Below are 20,435 nucleotides of genomic sequence, written 5' to 3'. Positions count from 1 at the left end.
ACCCCCGACCGCCTCCACACCGTCCTGCGACCCAAGACCGACGCCGCCTGGCACCTCCACGACCTCACCCGCCACCACCCCCTCACCGCCTTCGTGCTGTACTCGTCCGTCGCCGGTCTGCTCGGCACGGCGGGCCAGGCCAACTACGCCGCCGGGAACACCTTCCTGGACGCGCTGGCCGCGCACCGCAGGGCACAGGGCCTGCCCGCCGTCTCCCTGGCCTGGGGCCTGTGGGCGGAGAGCAGCGAGCTGAGCGGGCACCTCTCCGAGGCCGATGTGCGGCGGCTGGCCCGTTCGGGTCTGCGTCCGCTGGCCACCGACGACGCGCTGGGCCTGTTCGACGCGGCGCTGGGCGGCGGCGAGGACGTCCTCGCGGTCACCCGGCTGGACACCGCGGCGCTGCGCGCCTCGGGTGCCGTACCGCCGCCGCTGCGCTCCCTGGTGCGCCCGGCACCCCGGCGGGCGGCGGCGGAGCGGCAGGACGCCCCGGACCTGGCCGAGCGGCTGGCCGCGCTGGCGCCCGAGGAGCGCGACCGTGCCCTGGCCGATCTGGTGCGCGGCCGGGTGGCGGCCGTCCTCGGCCACGCGGACCCGGCGGAGATCGATGCCGGACGCCCGTTGCAGGAGCTGGGCTTCGACTCGCTGACGGCGGTCGAGCTGCGCAACCAGCTGGTCGCGGAGACCGGGCTGCGCCTGCCCACCACGCTGGTCTTCGACCACCCCACCCCGCAGGCGCTGGCCGACCACCTGCGGGACCTGCTCGGCGTCGCCGGCGAGCCGGCGGACGACGCGCTGCTGACCGGTCTGGACCGGCTGGCTCCTGCGGTGGCCGCGGTCGAGCGGGGCACCGACGCGCACGAGCGGGTCGTCGCCCGGCTGCGGGAACTCCTCGCGGCCGCCGGTGCGGACAGCGTGGTCCGCACCGGGCCCGACCCCCGGGACGCCGATCCCGCGGCCCTGGAGACGGCCACCGACGAGGAGCTGTTCGCCCTGCTCGACGACCTCGACTGACCCCGGCGGGGCGACGGCGCCCCGCCCCCGCGCCGCACGGCGCCCATCCGACGACGACGCTGACGACTGCAAGGAGTTGAACGGCTCATGGCGGGCGAGGACAAGCTCCGCGACTACCTCAAGAAGGCCATCGGGGAGGCGCAGGAGGCGCGGGCGAGACTGCGCGAGATCGAGGAGCGGCAGCACGAGCCGATCGCCATCGTGGGCATGGCCTGCCGCTACCCGGGCGGTGTGGCCTCGCCGGACGACCTGTGGCGGCTGGTCGCCGACGGCACCGACGCCATCAGCGAGTTCCCGGTCAACCGGGGCTGGGACCTGGAGCGGCTCTACGACCCCGACCCCGACCGGCCGGGCACCTCCTACGGGCGGGAGGGCGGCTTCCTGCACGACGCGGACGGCTTCGACGCCGAATTCTTCGGGCTCTCGCCGCGCGAGGCGCTGGCGACGGACCCGCAGCAGCGGCTGCTGCTGGAGACGGCGTGGGAGGCGCTGGAGAGCGCGGGACTGGAACCGGCGGCCCTGCGCGGCTCGCGCACCGGTGTGTTCACCGGGGTCATGTACAACGACTACGGCACGCGCTCGCACCGGCCCTCCGAGGGCCTGGAGGGCTTCCTCTTCAGCGGCAGCGCGGGCAGCATCGCCTCGGGGCGGCTGTCGTACACCTACGGTTTCGAGGGGCCGGCCGTCACCGTCGACACCGCCTGCTCCTCCTCCCTCGTCGCCCTCCACCTGGCCGCCGGCGCCCTGCGCAACGGCGAGTGCGACCTCGCCCTGGCGGGCGGGGCGACGGTGATGTCGACGCCGGTCGCGTTCGTGGAGTTCTCCCGGCTGCGGGGGCTGTCGGCCGACGGGCGCTGCCGCTCCTTCTCCGCCGACGCCGACGGCACCGGCTGGGCGGAAGGCGTCGGTCTCCTCCTCGTCGAACGTCTCTCCGACGCCCGCCGCAACGGCCACCGCGTCCTCGCCGTACTGCGCGGCAGCGCCGTCAACCAGGACGGCGCCAGCAACGGGCTCACCGCCCCCAACGGCCCCTCCCAGGAACGAGTCATCCGGGCCGCGCTCGCCGACGCCCGCCTCACCGCGGCCGACGTCGACGCCGTCGAGGCCCACGGCACCGGCACCCGCCTCGGCGACCCCATCGAGGCCCAGGCACTCCTCGCCACCTACGGCGCCGCCCACACCCCCGACCAGCCCCTCTGGCTCGGCTCACTCAAATCCAACATCGGCCACGCGCAGGCCGCGGCGGGCGTCGGCGGCATCATCAAGATGATCCAGGCACTCCGCCACCACACCCTGCCCAGGACCCTGCACGCCGAGAACCCCAGCCCCATGGTCGACTGGTCCACCGGCACCATGCGCCTGCTCACCGAACCCGTCCCCTGGCCCGCCGACCCCACCACACGACCCCGCCGCGCCGCCGTCTCCTCCTTCGGTTTCGGGGGGACGAACGCGCACGTCATCCTGGAGGAGGCGCCCGCGGAGGAACCCACGGAGGACCCCGCGGCCGGCGACCCGGTACGCCGTCCCGCCGGCGCCCTGCCCTGGCTGCTGTCGGCCAGGACCCCCCAGGCCCTCAAGGCCCAGGCCGAACGCCTCCTCACCCATGTCGAGGACCACCCCGACCAGGACCCCCTCGACCTCGCCCACTCCCTCGCCACCACCCGCACCACGCACGCCCACCGGGCGGTGGCGGTCGGCACCGGCCGGGCGGAACTCGTCGCGTCGCTGCGGCAGCTGGCCGGAGCCGACGCGTTCCCGGGGCGCGGCTCCGGCGGCCGGGTGGCGTTCCTGTACACCGGCCAGGGCGCCCAGCGCATCGGCATGGGCCGCGAACTCCACGACACCTACCCAGCCTTCGCCGAAGCCTTCGACACCGCCTGCGCCGCCCTCGACCCCCACCTCGACCAACCCCTCCACCACACCATCACCACCGGAGACCACCTCCACGACACCCGCTACACCCAACCCGCCCTCTTCGCCCTCGAAACCGCCCTCCACCACCTCCTCACCACCTGGGGCATCACCCCCCACCACCTCGCCGGCCACTCCCTCGGCGAACTCACCGCCGCCCACCTCGCCGGCATCCTCACCCTCCCCGACGCCGCCCGGCTGGTCGCGGCGCGAGGACGGCTGATGCAGTCCGCGCCCGCAGGCGGCGCGATGGTCGCCGTACAGGCCACCGAGGCGGAGGTCGCCGCGCAGTTGACGGAGGGGGTCGACATCGCCGCCCTCAACTCGCCCGACTCCACCGTCGTGTCCGGGGATCCGGAGGCGGTGCGCCGGGTCGCCGGCCACTTCACGGCGCTGGGGCGCAGGACGAGCCGGCTGAAGGTCTCGCACGCCTTCCACTCGGCGCACATGGAGCCCGTCCTGGAGGAGTTCCGGCAGATCGCGGCCACGGTCGACTTCCGTCCGCCGCGGATCCCGGTGGTCTCCAACCTCACCGGCGGGACGGGTGAGGACCTCGCCACCCCCGAGTACTGGACCCGGCACATCCGCGGCGCGGTCCGCTTCGCCGACGGCATCCGCACCCTGGAGGCCGAGGGCGTGACCACGTTCGTGGAGATCGGCCCGGACGCGGTGCTCAGCCCGTTGGTGAGCGCCGGTGCCGACCGTCCGCAGGAGCTGGCGGCGATCCCCCTGCTGCGGCGCGACCAGGCGGAGTCCCGGAGCCTGGTCGAGGCGCTCGGCGCCCTGCACACCCGCGGGGTCCCGGTGGACTGGGAGCGGTTCTTCGAGGGCACCGGCGCCCGCCGCGTCCCGCTGCCCACCTACGCCTTCCAGCACGCGCGGTACTGGTTCGAGGCGCAGGCACCCGAGCCGGCGGACGAGCAGGCCGCGCCCGGCGGGCAGCCGCCGGCGGATGCCGCCGCCGCGGCGCCGGCCGAGGCGCCGACGCTCGCCGAACAGCTGGCGGGTCTGACCGCCGTGGAACGCGAGCAGCACGTACTGGACCTGGTCACACGGGAGATCGCCGCCGTGCTGGGCCACGCCGGCCAGGGTGCGGTGGCCGCGGACCGGCAGTTCCAGGACCTGGGCTTCACGTCCCTGACGGCGGTGGAACTGCGCAGCCGGCTGAGCGCGGCCGCGGGGATCCCCCTGCCCACCACGCTGGTCTTCGACCATCCGACGCCGGGTGACCTGGCCGCCCGTCTGGAGTCCCTGGTGGAGCCCGCCACGGACGGCTCCGCGCAGGCGGTGCTGGCCGAACTGGACCGCCTGGAGGCCACGTTGACCGGTCTGCCGCCGCAGGACGAGACGCGCGCCACCGCGGCCGTACGGCTGCACGCGCTGCTCGCCGGACTCGGCGGCCGGCCGCCGGTGCCGGTCGAGGCGGCGGCCGCGGAGCCCTTCGCGGCGGCTTCGGCGGACGACCTCTTCGCCTTCATCGACCAGCAGTTGGGCCGCGAGGCCCGCTGACGCCACCTCCCTGTCCCCATCGCCGTACGTCCTTCGAGGAGAGGCTGTTCCCGCATGTCCGCAGAGCCGTCCAACGAGCAGAAGCTGGTCGACTACCTGAAGTGGGTCACCGCGGATCTGCAGAAGGCCCGTGAACGCATCACCGAGCTGGAGAACGCCGGCGGCGAACCCGTCGCCGTCGTCGGCATGGCGTGCCGGTTCCCGGGCGGTGTGGCCTCTCCCGACGAGCTGTGGCGGCTGGTCGCCGAGGGCAGGGACGCCATCAGCGCCTTCCCGGAGGACCGGGGCTGGGACCTGGACCGGCTCCACCACCCCGACCCGGACCACCCGGGCACCACCTACACCCGGCACGGCGGCTTCCTCGACGGTGCGGCACAGTTCGACGCGGGCTTCTTCGGTGTGTCGCCGCGCGAGGCCCGGGCGATGGACCCGCAGCAGCGGCTGCTGCTGGAGTCCGCGTGGGAGGCGCTGGAGGACGCGGGGATCGACCCGGCCTCGCTGAAGGGCTCGCGGACCGGTGTGTTCGCGGGGCTGGTGGAGCAGAGCTACCTCGGCCTGGAAGGTCCCCAGGAGTACGAGGGCCACCTGATGACCGGCCGGTACAGCAGCATCGCCTCCGGCCGCATCGCCTACACCCTGGGTCTGGAGGGCCCGGCCGTCTCCGTCGACACCGCCTGCTCCTCGTCGCTGGTCGCCCTGCACCTCGCCGTCCAGTCGGTGCGGCGCGGCGAGTCGGAGCTGGCGCTGGCGGGCGGGGTGACGGTCACGGCAACGCCGGGCGGTTTCGTGGACTTCTCACGGCAGCGGGGGCTGGCCCCGGACGGCCGCATCAAGTCCTTCGCCGCGGCGGCCGACGGCACCTCGTGGTCGGAGGGCGTGGGCGTCCTGGTGGTCGAGCGTCTCTCCGACGCCCGCCGCAACGGCCACCGCGTGCTCGCCGTGCTGCGCGGCAGCGCCGTCAACCAGGACGGCGCCAGCAACGGGCTCACCGCCCCCAACGGCCCCTCCCAGGAGCGGGTGATCCGGGCCGCGCTCGCCGACGCCCGGCTCACCGCGGCCGACGTCGACGCCGTCGAGGCCCACGGCACCGGCACCCGCCTCGGCGACCCCATCGAGGCCCAGGCGCTCCTCGCCACCTACGGCGCCGCCCACACCCCCGACCAGCCCCTCTGGCTCGGCTCGCTGAAGTCCAACATCGGTCACACGGTCGCCGCGGCGGGGGTCGGCGGTGTCATCAAGATGATCCAGGCCCTGCACCACGACACGCTGCCGCGGACGCTCCACGTGGACGAGCCCACCCCCATGGTCGACTGGTCCGCCGGGACGGTCCGGCTGCTGACCGCGCCGCGCCCCTGGCCGGCCCGGCCCGGCGGGCCGCGGCGCGCGGCGGTGTCCGCGTTCGGCGTGAGCGGCACGAACGCGCACGTCATCCTGGAGGAGGCGCCCGCGGAGGAGCCCACGGCCGGCGACCCGGTACGCCGTCCCGCCGGCGCCCTGCCCTGGCTGCTGTCGGCCAAGACCCCCCAGGCCCTCAAGGCCCAGGCCGAACGCCTCCTCACCCACCTCGAGGACCACCCCGACCAGGACCCCCTCGACCTCGCCCACTCCCTCGCCACCACCCGCACCGCCCACGCCCACCGGGTGGCGCTCGTGGGCGCGGACCGCGAGGAGCTCACGGCCCGGTTGCGGGCCCTGGCGAGCCGGACACCCGAGTCCTCGCCTCCCGCGGGCGGCCGGGTGGCGTTCCTCTACACCGGCCAGGGCGCCCAGCGCATCGGCATGGGCCGCGAACTCCACGACACCTACCCAGCCTTCGCCGAAGCCTTCGACACCGCCTGCGCCGCCCTCGACCCCCACCTCGACCAACCCCTCCACCACACCATCACCACCGGAGACCACCTCCACGACACCCGCTACACCCAACCCGCCCTCTTCGCCCTCGAAACCGCCCTCCACCACCTCCTCACCACCTGGGGCATCACCCCCCACCACCTCGCCGGCCACTCCCTCGGCGAACTCACCGCCGCCCACCTCGCCGGCATCCTCACCCTCCCCGACGCCGCCCGGCTCGTCACCACCCGCGCCCGCCTGATGGGCGCCCAGCCGCCCGGCGGCGCCATGGTCGCGGTCCAGGCACCGGAGGACGCCGTCCGCCCGCTCCTCACCGACGACGTCGACATCGCCGCGGTCAACACGCCGCACTCCACGGTGATCTCGGGCAGTGCCCCGGCCGTCGAGGCCGTCGCGGAGGAGCTGCGCCGGCGGGGCCACAAGACGCGCCGGCTCACCGTGTCGCACGCCTTCCACTCCCCCCACATGGACGCCGTCCTCGACGAGTTCCACACCACCGCGAAGCAACTCGCCTACGCGGCCCCGGTCCTGCCGGTCGTGCCCACCCTCACCGGCACCCTCGCCACCCCCGACGACCTGCGCACCCCCGAGTACTGGACCGGCCAGCTCCGGCACGCGGTGCGGTTCGCCGACACCGTCCGCACCCTGTACGAGCAGGGCGTGACGACGTTCGTGGAGATCGGCCCGGACAGCGTGCTGTCCGGGCTCGCCCGGGAGGTCCTGGACGACCTGGGCGCCACCGCCGTCACGGTCCCCCTCCTGCACCGGGACCGGCCCGAGCCGCACTCCCTCGTGTCCGCCCTCGGCCGGCTGCACGAGGCGGGCGTGCCCGTGGACTGGCGGCGGTTCTTCGCCGGCACCGGCGCCCGCCGCGTCCCCCTGCCGACCTACGCCTTCCAGCACGAGCGCTACTGGCTCGACCCGGCGGACACCTCCGCGAACACCGCCGGTCTGGGTCTCGTCCCGGCCGGGCACCCGCTGCTGGGCGCCGCGCTGCGGCTCGACGACGGCGGCGTGGTCCTCACCGGGCGCGTCTCGCGCCGTACGGCGCCCGGGGACACCGTACGGACCGTGGCGGGTGTGCCGCTGCTCGCCGAGGAGGTGCTGGTCGAACTGGCGGTCCGGGCGGCCGACGAGGCCGGCTGCGACGCGGTCGAGGAACTGGTCGTGGACGAGCCGGTGGCCCTGCCCGCCGAGGGCGCCCTCCAGGTGCAGGTCCGGGTGGGCGCGCCGGCCGGCGACGGGCGCCGTGCCGTCACCGTCCACACGCGGTCCGACGACCCCGACGCGCCCTGGGCCGGGCATGCGCACGGCACGCTGGGGGCCGTACCCGTGATCGCGCCGCCGGAGCCCGGACCGTGGCCGCCGGCCGGGGCCGAGAGTGCCGCGGACGACGGCACCCGGCCGCCGGTGACCGGTGTGTGGCGTCGCGGCGCGGAGGTGTTCGCCGAGCTGGCGCTGCCCGAGGCGGCGGCCGGGGAGGCGGGGCGTCTCGGGCTGCATCCCGCGCTGCTCGCGGCCGCGGTACGGCTGCTGCGGCCCGGGTCCGGGGAGGAGGCCGTCGCGGTCCGCTGGCGCGGGCTGCGGCTGCACGCCTCGGGCGCGACCCGGCTGCGGGTGCGCGCCGTCCCGCACGACGACGGCACCGTGGCCCTGCGGCTGTCCACCCCGGCCGGCCGGCCGGTGGCGGACGTCGCGGCGGTGACCGTGCGGCAGGCCGGCCCGTCCCGGCCGGCCGCCCTCGCCGCCCGCGGGCACGAGGCGCTCTTCCACGTCGACTGGGTGCCGCGCTCCCTGGCCCCCGCTCCCGAGGGCACCCCGGTCCCGGAGGTCGTGCGCCTGACGACGGCCGCGCCCGGTGGCGACCCGGTGGACGCGCTGCACGGCACCACCCTGGAGGCGATGCGGCTGGCCCAGCGCGTGCTCGCCGACGAGGGCGGCACCGGGGCCCCGGTGGCCGTGGTGACCTCGGGTGCCGTGGCGGCCGGCGGGGAGCCGCTCACCGATCCCGGTGCGGCCGCCGCCCTGGGCCTGCTGCGCTCGGCCCGTTCCGAGGCGCCGGGCCGGTTCGTCCTCGTCGACGCCGACCCGGCGACCGACCCCGCCCTGCTGACCGCCGCGGTCACCGCGCTGGTCGCGGCCGGGGAGTCCGAGGCGGCGATCCGGCAGGGCACGCTCCTGGTGCCGCGCCTGACCCGGGCGGAACGGCCGGACGCCCGCCGGGGCGAGCCGTCCGTCCGCCCCGCCTTCGGCCCCGACGGGACCGTGCTGGTGACCGGCGGCACCGGTGCGCTCGGCGCCCTGTTCGCCCGGCACCTCGTCACCGAGCACGGCGTCCGGCACCTGCTGCTGGTCAGCCGCCGGGGCGAACAGGCCGAAGGCGCACGCGACCTGGCCGCGCAGCTCACCGGTCTGGGGGCGCGGGTCACGCTCCGGGCGTGCGACGTCTCCGACCGTGCCGCGCTCGCCGCGCTGCTCGACGCCGTCCCCGCGGAGCACCCGCTCACCGGGGTCGTGCACATGGCCGGTGTCCGGGACGACGGTCTCGTCCCGGCGCTGACCGCCGAACGCCTGGCCGGGGTGCTGGCCCCGAAGGCGGACGCGGCCTGGCATCTGCACGAGCTGACCCGCGACCGGGACCTGACGGCCTTCGTGCTGTTCTCCTCGGTGGCGGCCCTGCTCGGCGGCCCCGGACAGGCCGACTACGCCGCCGCCAACGCCGCGCTGGACGCCCTCGCGCAGCACCGGGCGGCCCAGGGCCTGCCCGCCACGTCGGTCGCCTGGGGCCTGTGGGCCGAGGCCGGCGGCCTCGCCGAGGGGCTGACGGAGGCCGACCTGAAGCGGATCGCCCGCACCGGCCTGCTGCCCGTGCCCACCGCCGAGGGTCCCGGCCTGCTGGACCTCGCGCTGCGCGCGGGCCGCCCGGACGCCGTGGCCGGCCCGCTGGACCTCGCGGCGCTGCGCGAACAGCCCGCCGTGCCCGCGGTGTTCACCTCCCTCGTCCGCCGTCCGGCGCGGCCGTCGGTGACCGACGAGGCCGCCGCCGAGCCCCCGCTCGCCGACCTGCTCGCGGACCTGTCGCCCGCGGGGCGGCAGGCCGCCGTGCGGGACGTGGTGCTCGCGGAGACCGCCGGCGCGCTCGGTCACGCGGACGGCGCGGGCATCGACGCGCGGCGGCCCTTCCCGCAGCTCGGCCTGGACTCGCTCACCTCGGTGGAGCTGCGCAACCGGCTCACGGCCCGCACCGGTCTGAACCTGCCCGCCACCCTCGTCTTCGACCACCCGACGCCCGCGGAGCTGGCCGCGCACCTGCTGACCCTGCTCGACGACGGGCCCCGGGCCGCGGGCACACCGGCGGTGGACCACGCCGCGGACATCCGGCTCGACCCCGCGATCCGCCCCGCCGAGGAGGTCGTCCGCACGGTCACGGACCCGGACGAGATCCTGCTCACCGGCGCCAGCGGCTTCCTCGGCGCGTTCCTGCTGCGCGACCTGATGCGGACGACCCGGGCCAGGATCCACTGCCTGGTGCGCGGCACCGACGACGCGGCGGCCCACGCGCGGCTGCGGGCGAGCCTGGAGTGGTACCGGGTCTGGGACGAGATCGACCCGGACCGGCTCTCGGTGCTCGCCGGCGACCTGGCCCGGCCGCTGCTCGGTCTGCCCGAGGAGTCCTTCGACGGCCTGGCCCGCACGGTGGACGCCGTCTACCACGCGGGCGCGACGGTCCACTGGCTGCACCCCTACACGGCGCTGCGGGACGCCAACGTGCGCGGCACCGAGGAGATCCTGCGCCTGGCCGCCCGCCACCGCACGGTGCCCGTCCACCACGTCTCCACCGTCGGCGTGTTCAACGGCCCCCGCGTCGCGGGCGTGCCACTGAAGGTGACCGACCCCACCGGGCCCGCCGACGCGCTGCCCAGCGGCTACCTGCAGAGCAAGTGGGTGGCCGAGCAGGTGCTGGAGCTGGCCCGGGACCGCGGTCTGCCGGTGTCCGTGTACCGGGTGGACGTGATCTCCGGCGACCAGGTCAACGGGGCCTGCCAGACACGGGACTTCGTGTGGCTCGCGCTCAAGGGCCTGCTGCAGTCGGGCGCGGTGCCGGCCGGTGTGGAGGGGCGGTTCCATCTGCTGCCGGTCGACTACGTCAGCGCGGCGATCGTGGCGATCTCCGGCCGCCCGGCGGCGGCGGGCGGCACCTTCCACCTGTTCAACCGGGACGCGCTGGACCTCGGTGCGTGCGTGGACCGTCTGCGGGCGCTCGGCTACCCCCTGCGGGAGCTGGCCCCGGAGGCCTGGCGGGAGCTGGTCCGCTCGGACCGCGACAACGCGTTGCTGCCGCTGCTGCACGCCTTCGAGCTGATGACGGGCGACACCGACGCCTTCTATCCGGCCCTGGACACCACGCAGACGGAGGAGGCCCTGTCCGGCACGGGGATCGCCTGCCCGCCGCTCACCGGTGAACTCTTCGACCGGTACGTCGAGTTCTTCGTGCAGGAGAAGCACTTCCCGGCTCCCCCGCAGGCCGGGTGATCCGCTCCGGGCACGCCGCCGGCCCCGCGCTCCCGGCCCCGGACGGGGCGGTGGCGCGGGGCCGGCGGCCCGGGCGCGGCTACAGACGCAGGTCGTGGATGCCGCCGTCGACGGCGAGGACCGTGCCGGTGGTGCCGGAGGCGTCGGTGGCCAGGAAGGCGATGGCCTCGCCGACCTCCTCGGGCCGCGCCAGCCGGCCCAGCGGATGACGGTCGTTCAGCGCGTCCCGCTCCGCCTGCGGGTCGGCGGTCTTCGCCAGCACCCGCCGGATCCAGGGGGTGTCGACGGCGCCGGGCGCGACGGCGTTGACCCGGATGCCCTCCCGGACGTGGTCGGCGGCCATGGCCAGGGTCAGGGAGTGGACGGCGCCCTTGGAGGCGGAGTAGAGGACGCGCCGCCGCACCCCCATCGAGGCGAAGACGGAGCAGGTGTTGACGATCGCGGCGGCCGGGGACTTGCGCAGGTACGGGAGCGCGGCCCGGGCGAGACGCACCATGCCGACGACGTTCACGTCCAGCACGCGCCGCCACTCGTCGTCGTCGTTGCCGGTGATGTCGCCCTGCGCGGCGATGCCGGCGTTGTTCACGACGATGTCGATGCGGCCGAAGCGGTCGGCGACCTCGGCGACGGCGGCGCGCACGGACGCGTCGTCGGAGACGTCGCAGCCGATGCCGACGGCCGGTGCGGCGACCTCGTCGGGGTTCAGGTCCAGGGCGGCGACGCGGACGCCCCGGGCGGTGAGCGCGGCCGCGGCGGCCGCGCCGATGCCGGACGCACCGCCGCTCACCACGGCCACGAGGGGATCGGACGACTGTGCTTCGCTGGTGACGGCCACGGCGGGCGCCTCCTTGACGGTGGGTGCGGTCGGTGGGAAGGGGACGGCGGGGAGGGGCGGTTACCGGGGCCGGCGCGGCGTGCCGCGCTCCAGCCGCTCCAGGAGGGGGTGCACCTCGGCGCCGGCGGCCCCCACGGTGCGCCGCGCCCACCAGGCCGCCGCGAGGTTGGACGTCAGCAGCGTGGTGCGGCCGAACTCGCGGTCCAGTTCGGCCAGGGCGGCCAGGGTGCCCATGCCCGTGCCGGTGAACAGGATCGCCCCGTCGTCGGGCAGGCCGGCCTCGCGTATCCGGCCGAGGAGGGTCCTGGTCGTCACCCGGTACGGGTCGAACTCGTGGTCCTGCTCCTTCGGGTCCACGACGGCCGGGGCGAGGACCACCCGGTCGACGGCGACGCCGGCCTGCTCCCAGAAGGAGCGGGAGGTCTCCGTGAGCCAGTCCCAGTAGGGGGAGACGAGGGTCAGGCGGGATATCCCGAATTCCTCGCACACCGCGAGGATGGCCTGCGTCGTCGACTGCACGGGATAACCGAAGGCCTCGGACAGTTCGGCCACGAAAGCCCGGTCGCCGTCGGGTCCCAGCAGATAGTGGGAGGCGTTGCAGGCCACGACGGCGGCGTCCAGGTGCATCCGGCCGAAGGTGGCGAGCGTGTCCGCGAGCACGTCGTTGTACCGGAGCATCGTTTCCTTCACACCCATTCCGGGAGTCAGCGGGAAACGCGCGGTGTACACATTCAGCTCGGCGCCGATCAGACGGTTGAACTCCGGTTCGGCGAGCGGGTTTTCCGGTGGCACGACCAGTCCGAGCCGGGGCAGCGGGAAAATGTCCATGGCGGCACATTAGTTGCCGCCCCGGACGGCGGCCGCGGTATTCCAGCGGACTTGACATTCCGCCAGGGCAAACTTGCAACTCCTTTCCGTCTTGACACTTCTTGACAATCCACTACAGAGATTTAACCGGCCCGTCTTTACTCTTTCCGGCGGCGCGTTGGAGGGTGGTGGACCGCCCCAGCACCTCATCGAACGGAGTCGATCCATGTCCAGCGCCACCCTCACCGGCGCCTGCCCCGAGTGCGAGACCGACCTCACCGTCCCGCCGGTCGTCCAGGGCGAGACGCTCTCCTGCCCCGAGTGCCTGCTGACCCTCCGCGTGGAGGACATCGCGGAGGGCCGGCTGACCCTGGAGATGGTCGAGGTCCAGCTGCGCGACTGGGGGCAGTGACAGCATGTCCGATGCCCCGTCCATCCCCATGTCGGCGACCCTGGCCGCCGACGAGGCCCTGGACCGCAGGCGACGGGCCGGGGAACAGGTCCTGCCCATGGCCGGCGGGGAGATCGGCCTGCCCGTGCTGCCCGCGCTGCGCCGGCGGCTCGCCGCCGCGGCGGACGAGAACGCGTACGGGCCCGTGGCCGGCAGCCGGGCGCTGCGCACCGCCGCCGCCGGGTACTGGGACCGCCGCGATCTCGCCACCGATCCCGGGCTCGTCGTGGCCGGGCCGGGCAGCAAGCCGCTGCTGTTCGCGCTGCTGCTCGCGCTCGGCGGGGACGTGGTCGTGCCCGTACCCAGCTGGGTCAGCTACGCCGCACAGGCCCGGCTCGTGGGCGCCCGTCCCGTCCCCGTGCCGATCGCGCCGGGCCAGGGCGGGGTGCCCGACCCGGAGCGGCTGCGCGCGGCCGTCACCGCGGCGCGGGCGGCCGGCCGGGATCCCCGGTGCGTGGTGGTGACCCTGCCGGACAACCCGACCGGCACCGTCGCCTCCCCCGGCACCGTGCGCCGGCTCGCGGCGGCGGCCCGGGAGCTGGACCTCGTCATCGTCTCCGACGAGATCTACTGCGACCTCGTCTACGACACCTCGGTGCCCGCCGAGTCCCCGGCCCGGCACGCCCCGGAACGCACCGTCGTCACCACCGGGCTCACCAAGAACCTGGCCGTCGGCGGCTGGCGGACCGGTGTGGCCCGACTGCCCGACAGCGACACCGGACGCGCCCTGCACGGCCGCCTCGTCCCGGTCGCCAGCCAGATCTGGTCCAGTCCGCCGGCGCCGGTGCAGGCCGCCGCCGCGTACGCGTTCGGCGAGCCGCCGGAGGTCGTCGAGCGGGTGGCGGCCAGCCGCCGGCTGCACGAGGCCGTGGCCCGCGCGGTCGCCGGCCGGTTCACCTGCGCGGGCGCCCTGCTCGCCCCGGTCCGCGCGACCTGCTACCTGTACCCGGACTTCACCCCGCTCGGGGACCACCTGGCCCGGGTCCACGGCGTGCACGGCGGGGCGGACCTGGTCCGCTTCCTCGGTGAGCGGCACGGCATCGGACTGCTCCCGGCCGGCGCCTTCGGCGAGGACGGCGACCCCTTGCGGATCCGGGCCGCCACCAGCCGCCTGTACGGCGAGGACGACGAACAGCGCACCGCCGCGCTCGCGGCGGACGACCCGCTCGAACTGCCGTGGATCCGCAGGAACCTGGAGCAGATCGACTCCGCGCTGGCCGATCTCGCCGGCGCCCGCACCGCGCGGGCCTGAGCCGTTCCCGTCCCGGGAGGGCCCTTCCACGCCGGGCTCGACCCTCACATCGAAGGCAACCGTCATGACTAGCGCCGAGCCGTCCACCGGCACCGCCACCCCCGTCCCCGCACCCGGCACCGCGCCGGCGGCCGAGCAGAAGCTGCCGATGGCGGCCCTGCTCGCGCTGGCCGTCGCGGTGTTCATCACCAGTCTCACCGAGACCCTGCCCGCCGGGCTGCTGCCCGACATGAGTTCCAGCCTGCACACCAGCGAGTCGGCCACCGGCCAGACGGTGACCATCTACGCGCTGGGCACGGTGCTCACGGCCATCCCGCTGTCCGCCGCGACCGCGGGGTGGAGCCGCAAGCGCCTGCTGCTGACCGCCATGGCCGGCTTCGCCGTCGCCAACACCGTCACCGCCCTGTCGGTGAACTACCCGCTCACCCTGGTCGCCCGGTTCGTCGCCGGGGTCGCCGCCGGACTGGCCTGGGCCCTGCTGGCCGGCTACGCCCGCCGCATGGTGGCCCCGCACCAGGAGGGCCGCGCCATCGCGATCGCCATGGCCGGCATCCCCGTCGCCCTGTCGCTGGGCGTGCCGGCCGGCACCTTCCTGGGGCAGGTGGTCTCCTGGCAGGCCGCCTTCCTCGCGATGACCGCCCTGACCGTGGTGCTGCTCGTGTGGATCACGGCCGTGGCGCCCGACCACCCCGGCCAGCCGGCCGGCGGGAAGATCCCGATGCGCAGCACCCTGCGCGTGCCGGGTGTCGCCGCGGTGCTGACCGTCACCCTGGTCTTCGTCCTGGCCCACACCCTCCTGTACGCCTACATCGCCTCCTTCCTGGACCACATCGGCATGGGCGGCCAGGTCGACGCGGCCCTGCTGGTCTTCGGCGTCGCCTGCCTGGTCAGCATCTGGGTCGTCGGCACCCTCATCCACCGGCACCTGCGCGCGCTGACCGTCGCCAGCACCCTGCTGGTCGGGGCCGCCGTCGCGGTCATGGGCGCCTTCTCCGGCACCGACGCCCTGGTGTACGTCGCCGCCGCCCTGTGGGGACTGGGCTGGGGCGGGGTGCCGACCCTGCTGCAGACCGCCGGCGGCCAGGCCGGCGGGGAGGCGGCCGAGGCCGCCCAGGCCATGCTCGTGACCCTCTGGAACGTCGCGATGGCCGGCGGGGGCATCGCCGGCGGCCTCCTGCTCGACGCCGTCGGCGCCGACGCCTTCCCCTGGACGGTGCTGGTCCTCCTGGTACCGGTCCTCGCCATCGTGCTCGCGGCCCGCTCCCACGGGTTCCCGGCCGCCCACCCATCCGCCCACTCCTGAGGAGACCCCGACAGCCATGTCCATCATCTTCGAGTGCGAATACCAGGGCCGCCGGTACGCGGGCCACGGCCTGCCCGTGCCCGGCAGCCCGCTCACCCTGTACCCGGTCGCCGACGGGCAGTTGCAGGCGGCCCTCGTCGCCGGCCGCGGCCCCGAGGACCTGGGCTCCGCCGTGGCCGGCGAGGACGGCCGGATCGAGGTCGACCCCGGCGACGCCGGCCTGCGCTTCCTCCCGCCGCTGCTGCCGACCGCCTCCAACAACGCCCTGATCAACGGGTTCATGGGCACGCACCGCTCCAAGTTCGACCGCGCCCCGGAACCGGACGAGGAGTTCACCCCGCCGAACTACTACATCAAGGGCTTCGGTTCCTGGCTGCGGCTGCCCGACGAGCCGTTGACCACCCCGGCCGACCCGGTCTGGCTGCTGGAGGAGCCCGAGGTCGTCCTCGTGTACGCCAACGACGACCAGGGAGTCCCGCACTACGCCGGCTACACCTTCGGCAACGACCTGAACGACATCGGCCTGCACCTGAAGAACCCGTGGGCGTGGACCCCGTACGCCAAGCTGTGCGAGACCTCGATCACGCCGTGGCTGTTCCTCGGCACCCCGCCGGAGAAGGTCACCGGCAGCGTCACCATCGAACGCGACGGCGCCGCGGCCTGGCAGGGCGGCTTCTCGTGCGGCGCCGACTCCCTCTTCCAGCGGATCCCGGACATGGCGGAGTACCTGTTCTCGCACCCGCTGCTGCGCCGGCCGGGCCTGGTCAACTACCTCTTCCTCGGCGCGGACAAGGCCACGTACCACGACGGGTTCCGGATCGAGAACGGCGACCGGATGGTCATCGACGTCTCCAGCCACGGGGTCGTGCTGGCGAACGAGGTCCGGTACGGGGCGGCGGCCCCGAAGTAACCCAGCCGGACGCCCCGGGCGCCCGGGCCGGTCGTGTGCGGGATCGGAACGCTCCCGCACACCCGGCCCGGGCCTTTTCATGACGGACCGCGCACGCGTGCGCGACGACGGAGGGACACCAACCATGGTCGACGCCCTGTCCGTTCTCGACCTGGTGGCGGTCGGGGAGGGCCACACCACGCGGGAGGCCCTGCGGACCTCGGCGCGGCTCGCCCGCCTGGCCGAGGCCCGCGGCCTGCGCCGCTACTGGGTCGCCGAACACCACTCGATGCCCGGCATCGCCAGCAGCAGCCCCGCGGTGATCCTGGCGTACCTCGCCGCACAGACCACCCGGATCCGGCTCGGTTCCGGGGGCGTCATGCTGCCCAACCACGCCCCGCTGGTCATCGCCGAGCAGTTCCACACGCTGGAGGCGATGGCCCCCGGCCGGGTGGACCTGGGGCTCGGGCGCGCCCCGGGCACCGACCAGCCGACGGCGCGGGCGCTGCGGCGCGCCGACGGTCCGGCGACCGGCGACACCTTCCCCGCCGACCTGGCCGAACTGATCGGCTTCCTGCACGACGACTTCCCCGACGGGCACCCCTATCGCCGGGTGCACGCCGTGCCCGGCCCGGTGCAGGGGCCCTCCGGCGGGCGGCCCGCGGTGTGGCTCCTCGGTTCGTCCGGGTTCGGCGCGCAGCTGGCCGGCCGGCTGGGGCTGCCCTTCGCCTTCGCCCACCACTTCGCCGCCCGCAACACGGTCCCCGCGCTGGAGCTGTACCGGCAGACGTTCCGGCCCTCCCCCGTGCTGGCCGAGCCCTACGCCGTCGTGGGCGTCTTCACGTTCGCCGCGGAGACCGAACGGCAGGCGCGGGACCAGGCCCTCACCGGGGCGCTGACCACGGTGCGGTTCCGCACCGGGCGCCCGGGGCTCGTACCGACGCCCGAGGAGGCCAGGTCGCACGTGTTCACCGGCTACGAGCGGGAGGTCCTCGGCGGCTGGCTGGAGAACGCCGTCCACGGCACACCGGACTCGGTACGGGACCAGCTGGAGGAGCTGCGCAAGCGGACGGGCGCCGACGAACTCATGCTCGCCTCCAACGCGCACGGCCTGGAGGAGCGGCTGACGTCGCTGTCCCTGATCGCCGACAGCTACGGGCTGCCGCACCTGGAGCCCGGGCCGGCGTAGGGCTTGCGGCCCACACGACAGCGCGGCGGCACCACCCGGTGGGGCGGTGCCGCCGCGCTGGTGCGCCGGGCGGGTCAGGCTCCGGCGAGGCGGCGCCGGAGTTCGGCCTTCTTCACCTTGCCGGTGAGGGTCTTGGGCAGAGCCTCGGCCAGGTGCAGCCGGTCCGGGAGGAAGCGGGGGTCCTGGCCGCGGCCGAGCAGGTGCTCCCGGATCTCCCGGAGCGTGGGCCGGGCCCCGCCGCCGCGGGGCACGAGGACGGCCACGAGGGGATCGTCCGCCTGGCCGGTGGGCCCGACCAGCGTGGCGTCCGCGATCTTCGGGTGGGCGCAGAGGATCGCCTCCAGCTCGGCCATGGGGACCACGATCCCGTCCCGCAGGATCGCGTCCTTGGCCCGGCCCAGCACCCGGATGCCGCCGCGGCCGTCCTCCCGCGCCACGTCGCCGGTGTCGAACCAGCCGTCCGCGGACAGCTCGGCGTCGAAGGCGGCCTGGTTGCGGAGGTAGCCGAGGGCCTGGGAGGCGCCGCGCACCCGCAGCCGGCCCACGCGGGCACGCCCGCCGGGGTCGCCGCCGTCGATGCGGATCTCCATGGCGTCGATCGGCCGGCCGTGGCTGTGCGCGGACCAGTCCTGGTCGTAGTCGAGCCGGCTGATGGTGATCGGCCCGAACTCCGACATGCCCCACACCGAGTACGTGCTGGTGTCGAAGGTGTCGCGCAGCTCGTCCACCAGCTCCTGCAGCACCGGCTGGGCCCCGGTGACGGTGTGGCGCAGGCTGGACACGTCGTGCCGGTCGGCGCGCTGGGCGGCCGCCACGCCGAAGAGGGTGGGCGGCGGACCGTACAGCAGGGTGGCCCGGTAGCGCTCCGCCAGGTCCAGCAGGCTGGTGTGGTTCCTGCCGTCCTGGAAGGCGACCGTCCCGCCGAGCATCACGCCGGCGAGCACGCCCTGGGCGAAGCCGGAGTAGTGCACCAGCGGGGTGGTGACGACGGCCACCAGGTCGTCGCGGAGCAGGAAGGTGTCCACGTAGCCGCGCACGCCCGAGTGGACGGTGTTCTGGCTGTGCACGACCCCCTTGGAGAAGCCGGTCGTACCCGAGGTGAACAGCACCACGAACGGCTCGTCGGGCCCGAGCGCACGGCCCTCCAGGTCGCCCATGCGGGCGTCCTCCCAGGGCACCGCGACGAAGTGGTCGTGGAAGTCGAGCGTGCCCTCGGGAGCGCGCCCGCCGGCCACCACCACGTTCTCCAGCGGCAGCGAGGGGCGCAGCGCGGCGATGTCCCGGGCGAGCGGACGGCCGTCCCACTCGGCGACGGTGACGCACAGCCGGGCCTCGGTGAGTTCGAGGCGGTGGCGCAGTTCCTCGCCCTGGCACTCCGGCGCGATGGGGCAGATGACGGCGCCGACGGCCATGCAGGCGTACATCAGCGGCACCATCTCCCACCGGTTGGGCAGCTGGACCGCGACGACGTCCCCCCGCCGGACGTCGAGTTCGAGCAGGGCCCCGGCGAACCGGTCGGTCAGCAGGGAGAGTTCGGCGTAGTCGAGGGTGTCGGTGCGCGCCTCGCCCAGCCGGCGGCCGGCGACGGCCAGCTTGCGCGGCCGGATCCGGGCCTGCCGGCGCAGGTCGTCGAGGAACGTCTCGTCCCGCCACCAGCCGCGCGACCGGTACTCGGCCGCGCGGTCCGCCGCCGGAGCCGGGGCCGGCACCGGTGGGGAGGCGGGGGAAAGGGTCGTCGTCATCGCAGTTCTCCACGTCGTACCGTGAGCAGCTCCGGCAGCGGGTCGCCGGCGCGGGCGGCGGCGATCTCCAGCAGGGCCCGGGTGTTGTCCCGTACCCGGTCGCCGATCCAGTCGAAGACCCACGCCTTGCGTGCCTCGGCCGCCAGTTCGAAGGGGACGACCCGGGTCACGGCGAGGGCCGCCGCGCCGGCGCCGCCGATGTTGGCGATGACGCCCGGCACGAGGGTGGCGCCGGCCGCCCGCGCCTTCTCCCGTGCCTCGGCGTCGGAGGCGAGGTTGGCGCCCTCGACCACCAGGGCGGCGCGCAGCCGGTGCGCGTTCTCGGCGTTCAGCGCGTGCTTCTGGGCCGCGAGGATCAGCAGGTCGGCGTCGACGTCCAGCCAGGCGTCCGGTCCGCCGGAGAGGGTGACGTGCTGCGGCAGGCGGGAGCGGTCGATCAGCCCGAACTCGTCGGTGACGGCGACCAGGTCGGCCACCGGCAGCCGGTCGGCGCTGATGGTGCCCTGCGCGTCCGCGACGCCCACGACGACGTGGCCGCGGTCCTCCAGGAACCGGGCGACCGCGCGGCCCACCGCGCCGAAGCCCTGCACCACGACCCGGGCGGGGCCGGTGCGGCCGCTCGCCTCCAGGGCGGTGACGGCGGCGACGCCGACGCCGTGCCCGGTGACGTCGATGAGCGGCTCGTAGTAGGTGCGCCAGTCGACCGGCATGTCCGGGGCGCCCAGCCGGTAGCGCGGGTCGTAGCCCGCCTCGTCGAAGAACACGGCCCGGTCGGCGGGGGTGACGCCCATGTCGATGCCGAGGTGGATACCGCCGTGCAGCAGCGGCTTGACGGTACGGCCGAAGGTGCGGAAGGTCTCCTCGCGGTTGCTGCCGTCGGAGACGATGCCGCCCTTGGCGCCGCCGATGCGCAGACCCGCGAGGGTGAACTTGTGGGTCATGTCGCGGGCGAGGCCGGCCACCTCCTCCTGGGTCACTCCGGGGGTCATCCGCACGCCGCCCATGGCGAGGCCGTCGACCAGCGTGTCGATCACGACCCAGCTCTTGATGGCGCCGCCGCTGCCGTTCAGGTGCACGACGAGCGCGGGATCCTGCGTGGTGTCGTCAACAAGGCTCATGTGCCGAGTACTCCTGTTCGTTCAAGAGGTGCGT

General features: G+C 75.2%; 12 protein-coding genes. 8 read left to right on the top strand and 4 right to left on the bottom strand.

Annotated features, from left to right (window positions below; all coding sequences use genetic code 11):
- From ABZ923_RS30195 to ABZ923_RS30185, 3 genes are all read left to right on the top strand, one after another.
- On the top strand, nt 1-1,011 hold a 1,011-nt coding region (locus ABZ923_RS30195), incomplete at its 5' end, for a beta-ketoacyl reductase (protein WP_361477742.1).
- Nucleotides 1,012-1,098: 87 nt separating this feature from the next.
- On the top strand, nt 1,099-4,431 hold the full coding sequence (locus ABZ923_RS30190) for a type I polyketide synthase (RefSeq protein WP_361477739.1): 3,333 nt from the start codon (nt 1,099-1,101) through the stop codon (nt 4,429-4,431).
- A 54-nt stretch (nt 4,432-4,485) separates the two neighbouring features.
- Nucleotides 4,486-10,815, top strand: coding sequence for a thioester reductase domain-containing protein (locus ABZ923_RS30185; RefSeq protein WP_361477736.1), 6,330 nt, complete (start codon nt 4,486-4,488; stop codon nt 10,813-10,815).
- A gap of 79 nt (nt 10,816-10,894) precedes the next feature.
- Here the strand turns inward: ABZ923_RS30185 and ABZ923_RS30180 are convergent, their stop codons facing one another.
- Nucleotides 10,895-11,650: an SDR family oxidoreductase gene (locus ABZ923_RS30180; protein WP_361477733.1), complete on the bottom strand. Its 756-nt coding sequence runs from the start codon at nt 11,648-11,650 to the stop codon at nt 10,895-10,897.
- Between the two features lie 60 nt (nt 11,651-11,710).
- Nucleotides 11,711-12,478 (bottom strand): arylmalonate decarboxylase, encoded by a 768-nt coding sequence (locus tag ABZ923_RS30175; protein ID WP_361477730.1) that lies wholly within the window; start codon nt 12,476-12,478, stop codon nt 11,711-11,713.
- Nucleotides 12,479-12,683: 205 nt separating this feature from the next.
- Here ABZ923_RS30175 and ABZ923_RS30170 point away from each other — a divergent pair, with 205 nt between their 5' ends.
- The 5 genes from ABZ923_RS30170 (at nt 12,684) to ABZ923_RS30150 (ending at nt 17,541) form a co-directional block, all read left to right on the top strand.
- Nucleotides 12,684-12,869 carry a lysine biosynthesis protein LysW gene (locus ABZ923_RS30170; RefSeq protein WP_361477728.1) on the top strand — a complete coding sequence of 62 codons (186 nt, stop codon included), beginning with the start codon at nt 12,684-12,686 and terminating at the stop codon, nt 12,867-12,869.
- Between the two features lie 4 nt (nt 12,870-12,873).
- On the top strand, nt 12,874-14,160 hold the full coding sequence (locus ABZ923_RS30165; RefSeq protein ID WP_361477725.1) for an aminotransferase class I/II-fold pyridoxal phosphate-dependent enzyme: 1,287 nt from the start codon (nt 12,874-12,876) through the stop codon (nt 14,158-14,160).
- A gap of 148 nt (nt 14,161-14,308) precedes the next feature.
- Nucleotides 14,309-15,463 (top strand): MFS transporter, encoded by a 1,155-nt coding sequence (locus tag ABZ923_RS30160; RefSeq protein WP_361477748.1) that lies wholly within the window; start codon nt 14,309-14,311, stop codon nt 15,461-15,463.
- A 16-nt stretch (nt 15,464-15,479) separates the two neighbouring features.
- Nucleotides 15,480-16,373: a fumarylacetoacetate (FAA) hydrolase gene (locus ABZ923_RS30155; RefSeq protein ID WP_361477722.1), complete on the top strand. Its 894-nt coding sequence runs from the start codon at nt 15,480-15,482 to the stop codon at nt 16,371-16,373.
- 124 nt (nt 16,374-16,497) lie between these two features.
- On the top strand, nt 16,498-17,541 hold the full coding sequence (locus tag ABZ923_RS30150; protein ID WP_361477719.1) for an LLM class flavin-dependent oxidoreductase: 1,044 nt from the start codon (nt 16,498-16,500) through the stop codon (nt 17,539-17,541).
- Between the two features lie 74 nt (nt 17,542-17,615).
- Here the strand turns inward: ABZ923_RS30150 and ABZ923_RS30145 are convergent, their stop codons facing one another.
- Nucleotides 17,616-19,283 carry an AMP-binding protein gene (locus ABZ923_RS30145; RefSeq protein WP_361477716.1) on the bottom strand — a complete coding sequence of 556 codons (1,668 nt, stop codon included), beginning with the start codon at nt 19,281-19,283 and terminating at the stop codon, nt 17,616-17,618.
- A complete protein-coding gene (locus ABZ923_RS30140) occupies nt 19,280-20,401 on the bottom strand; it encodes a Glu/Leu/Phe/Val dehydrogenase dimerization domain-containing protein (protein WP_361477713.1) in 1,122 nt (373 codons plus the stop codon). Before ABZ923_RS30140 ends, ABZ923_RS30145 begins: the two co-directional genes overlap by 4 nt.
- Nucleotides 20,402-20,435 lie beyond the last annotated feature (34 nt).

It is taken from the genome of Streptomyces sp. NPDC046881 (assembly GCF_040645015.1).
Lineage (GTDB): Bacteria > Actinomycetota > Actinomycetes > Streptomycetales > Streptomycetaceae > Streptomyces.
This window is presented reverse-complemented; position numbering and strand designations above follow the sequence as displayed.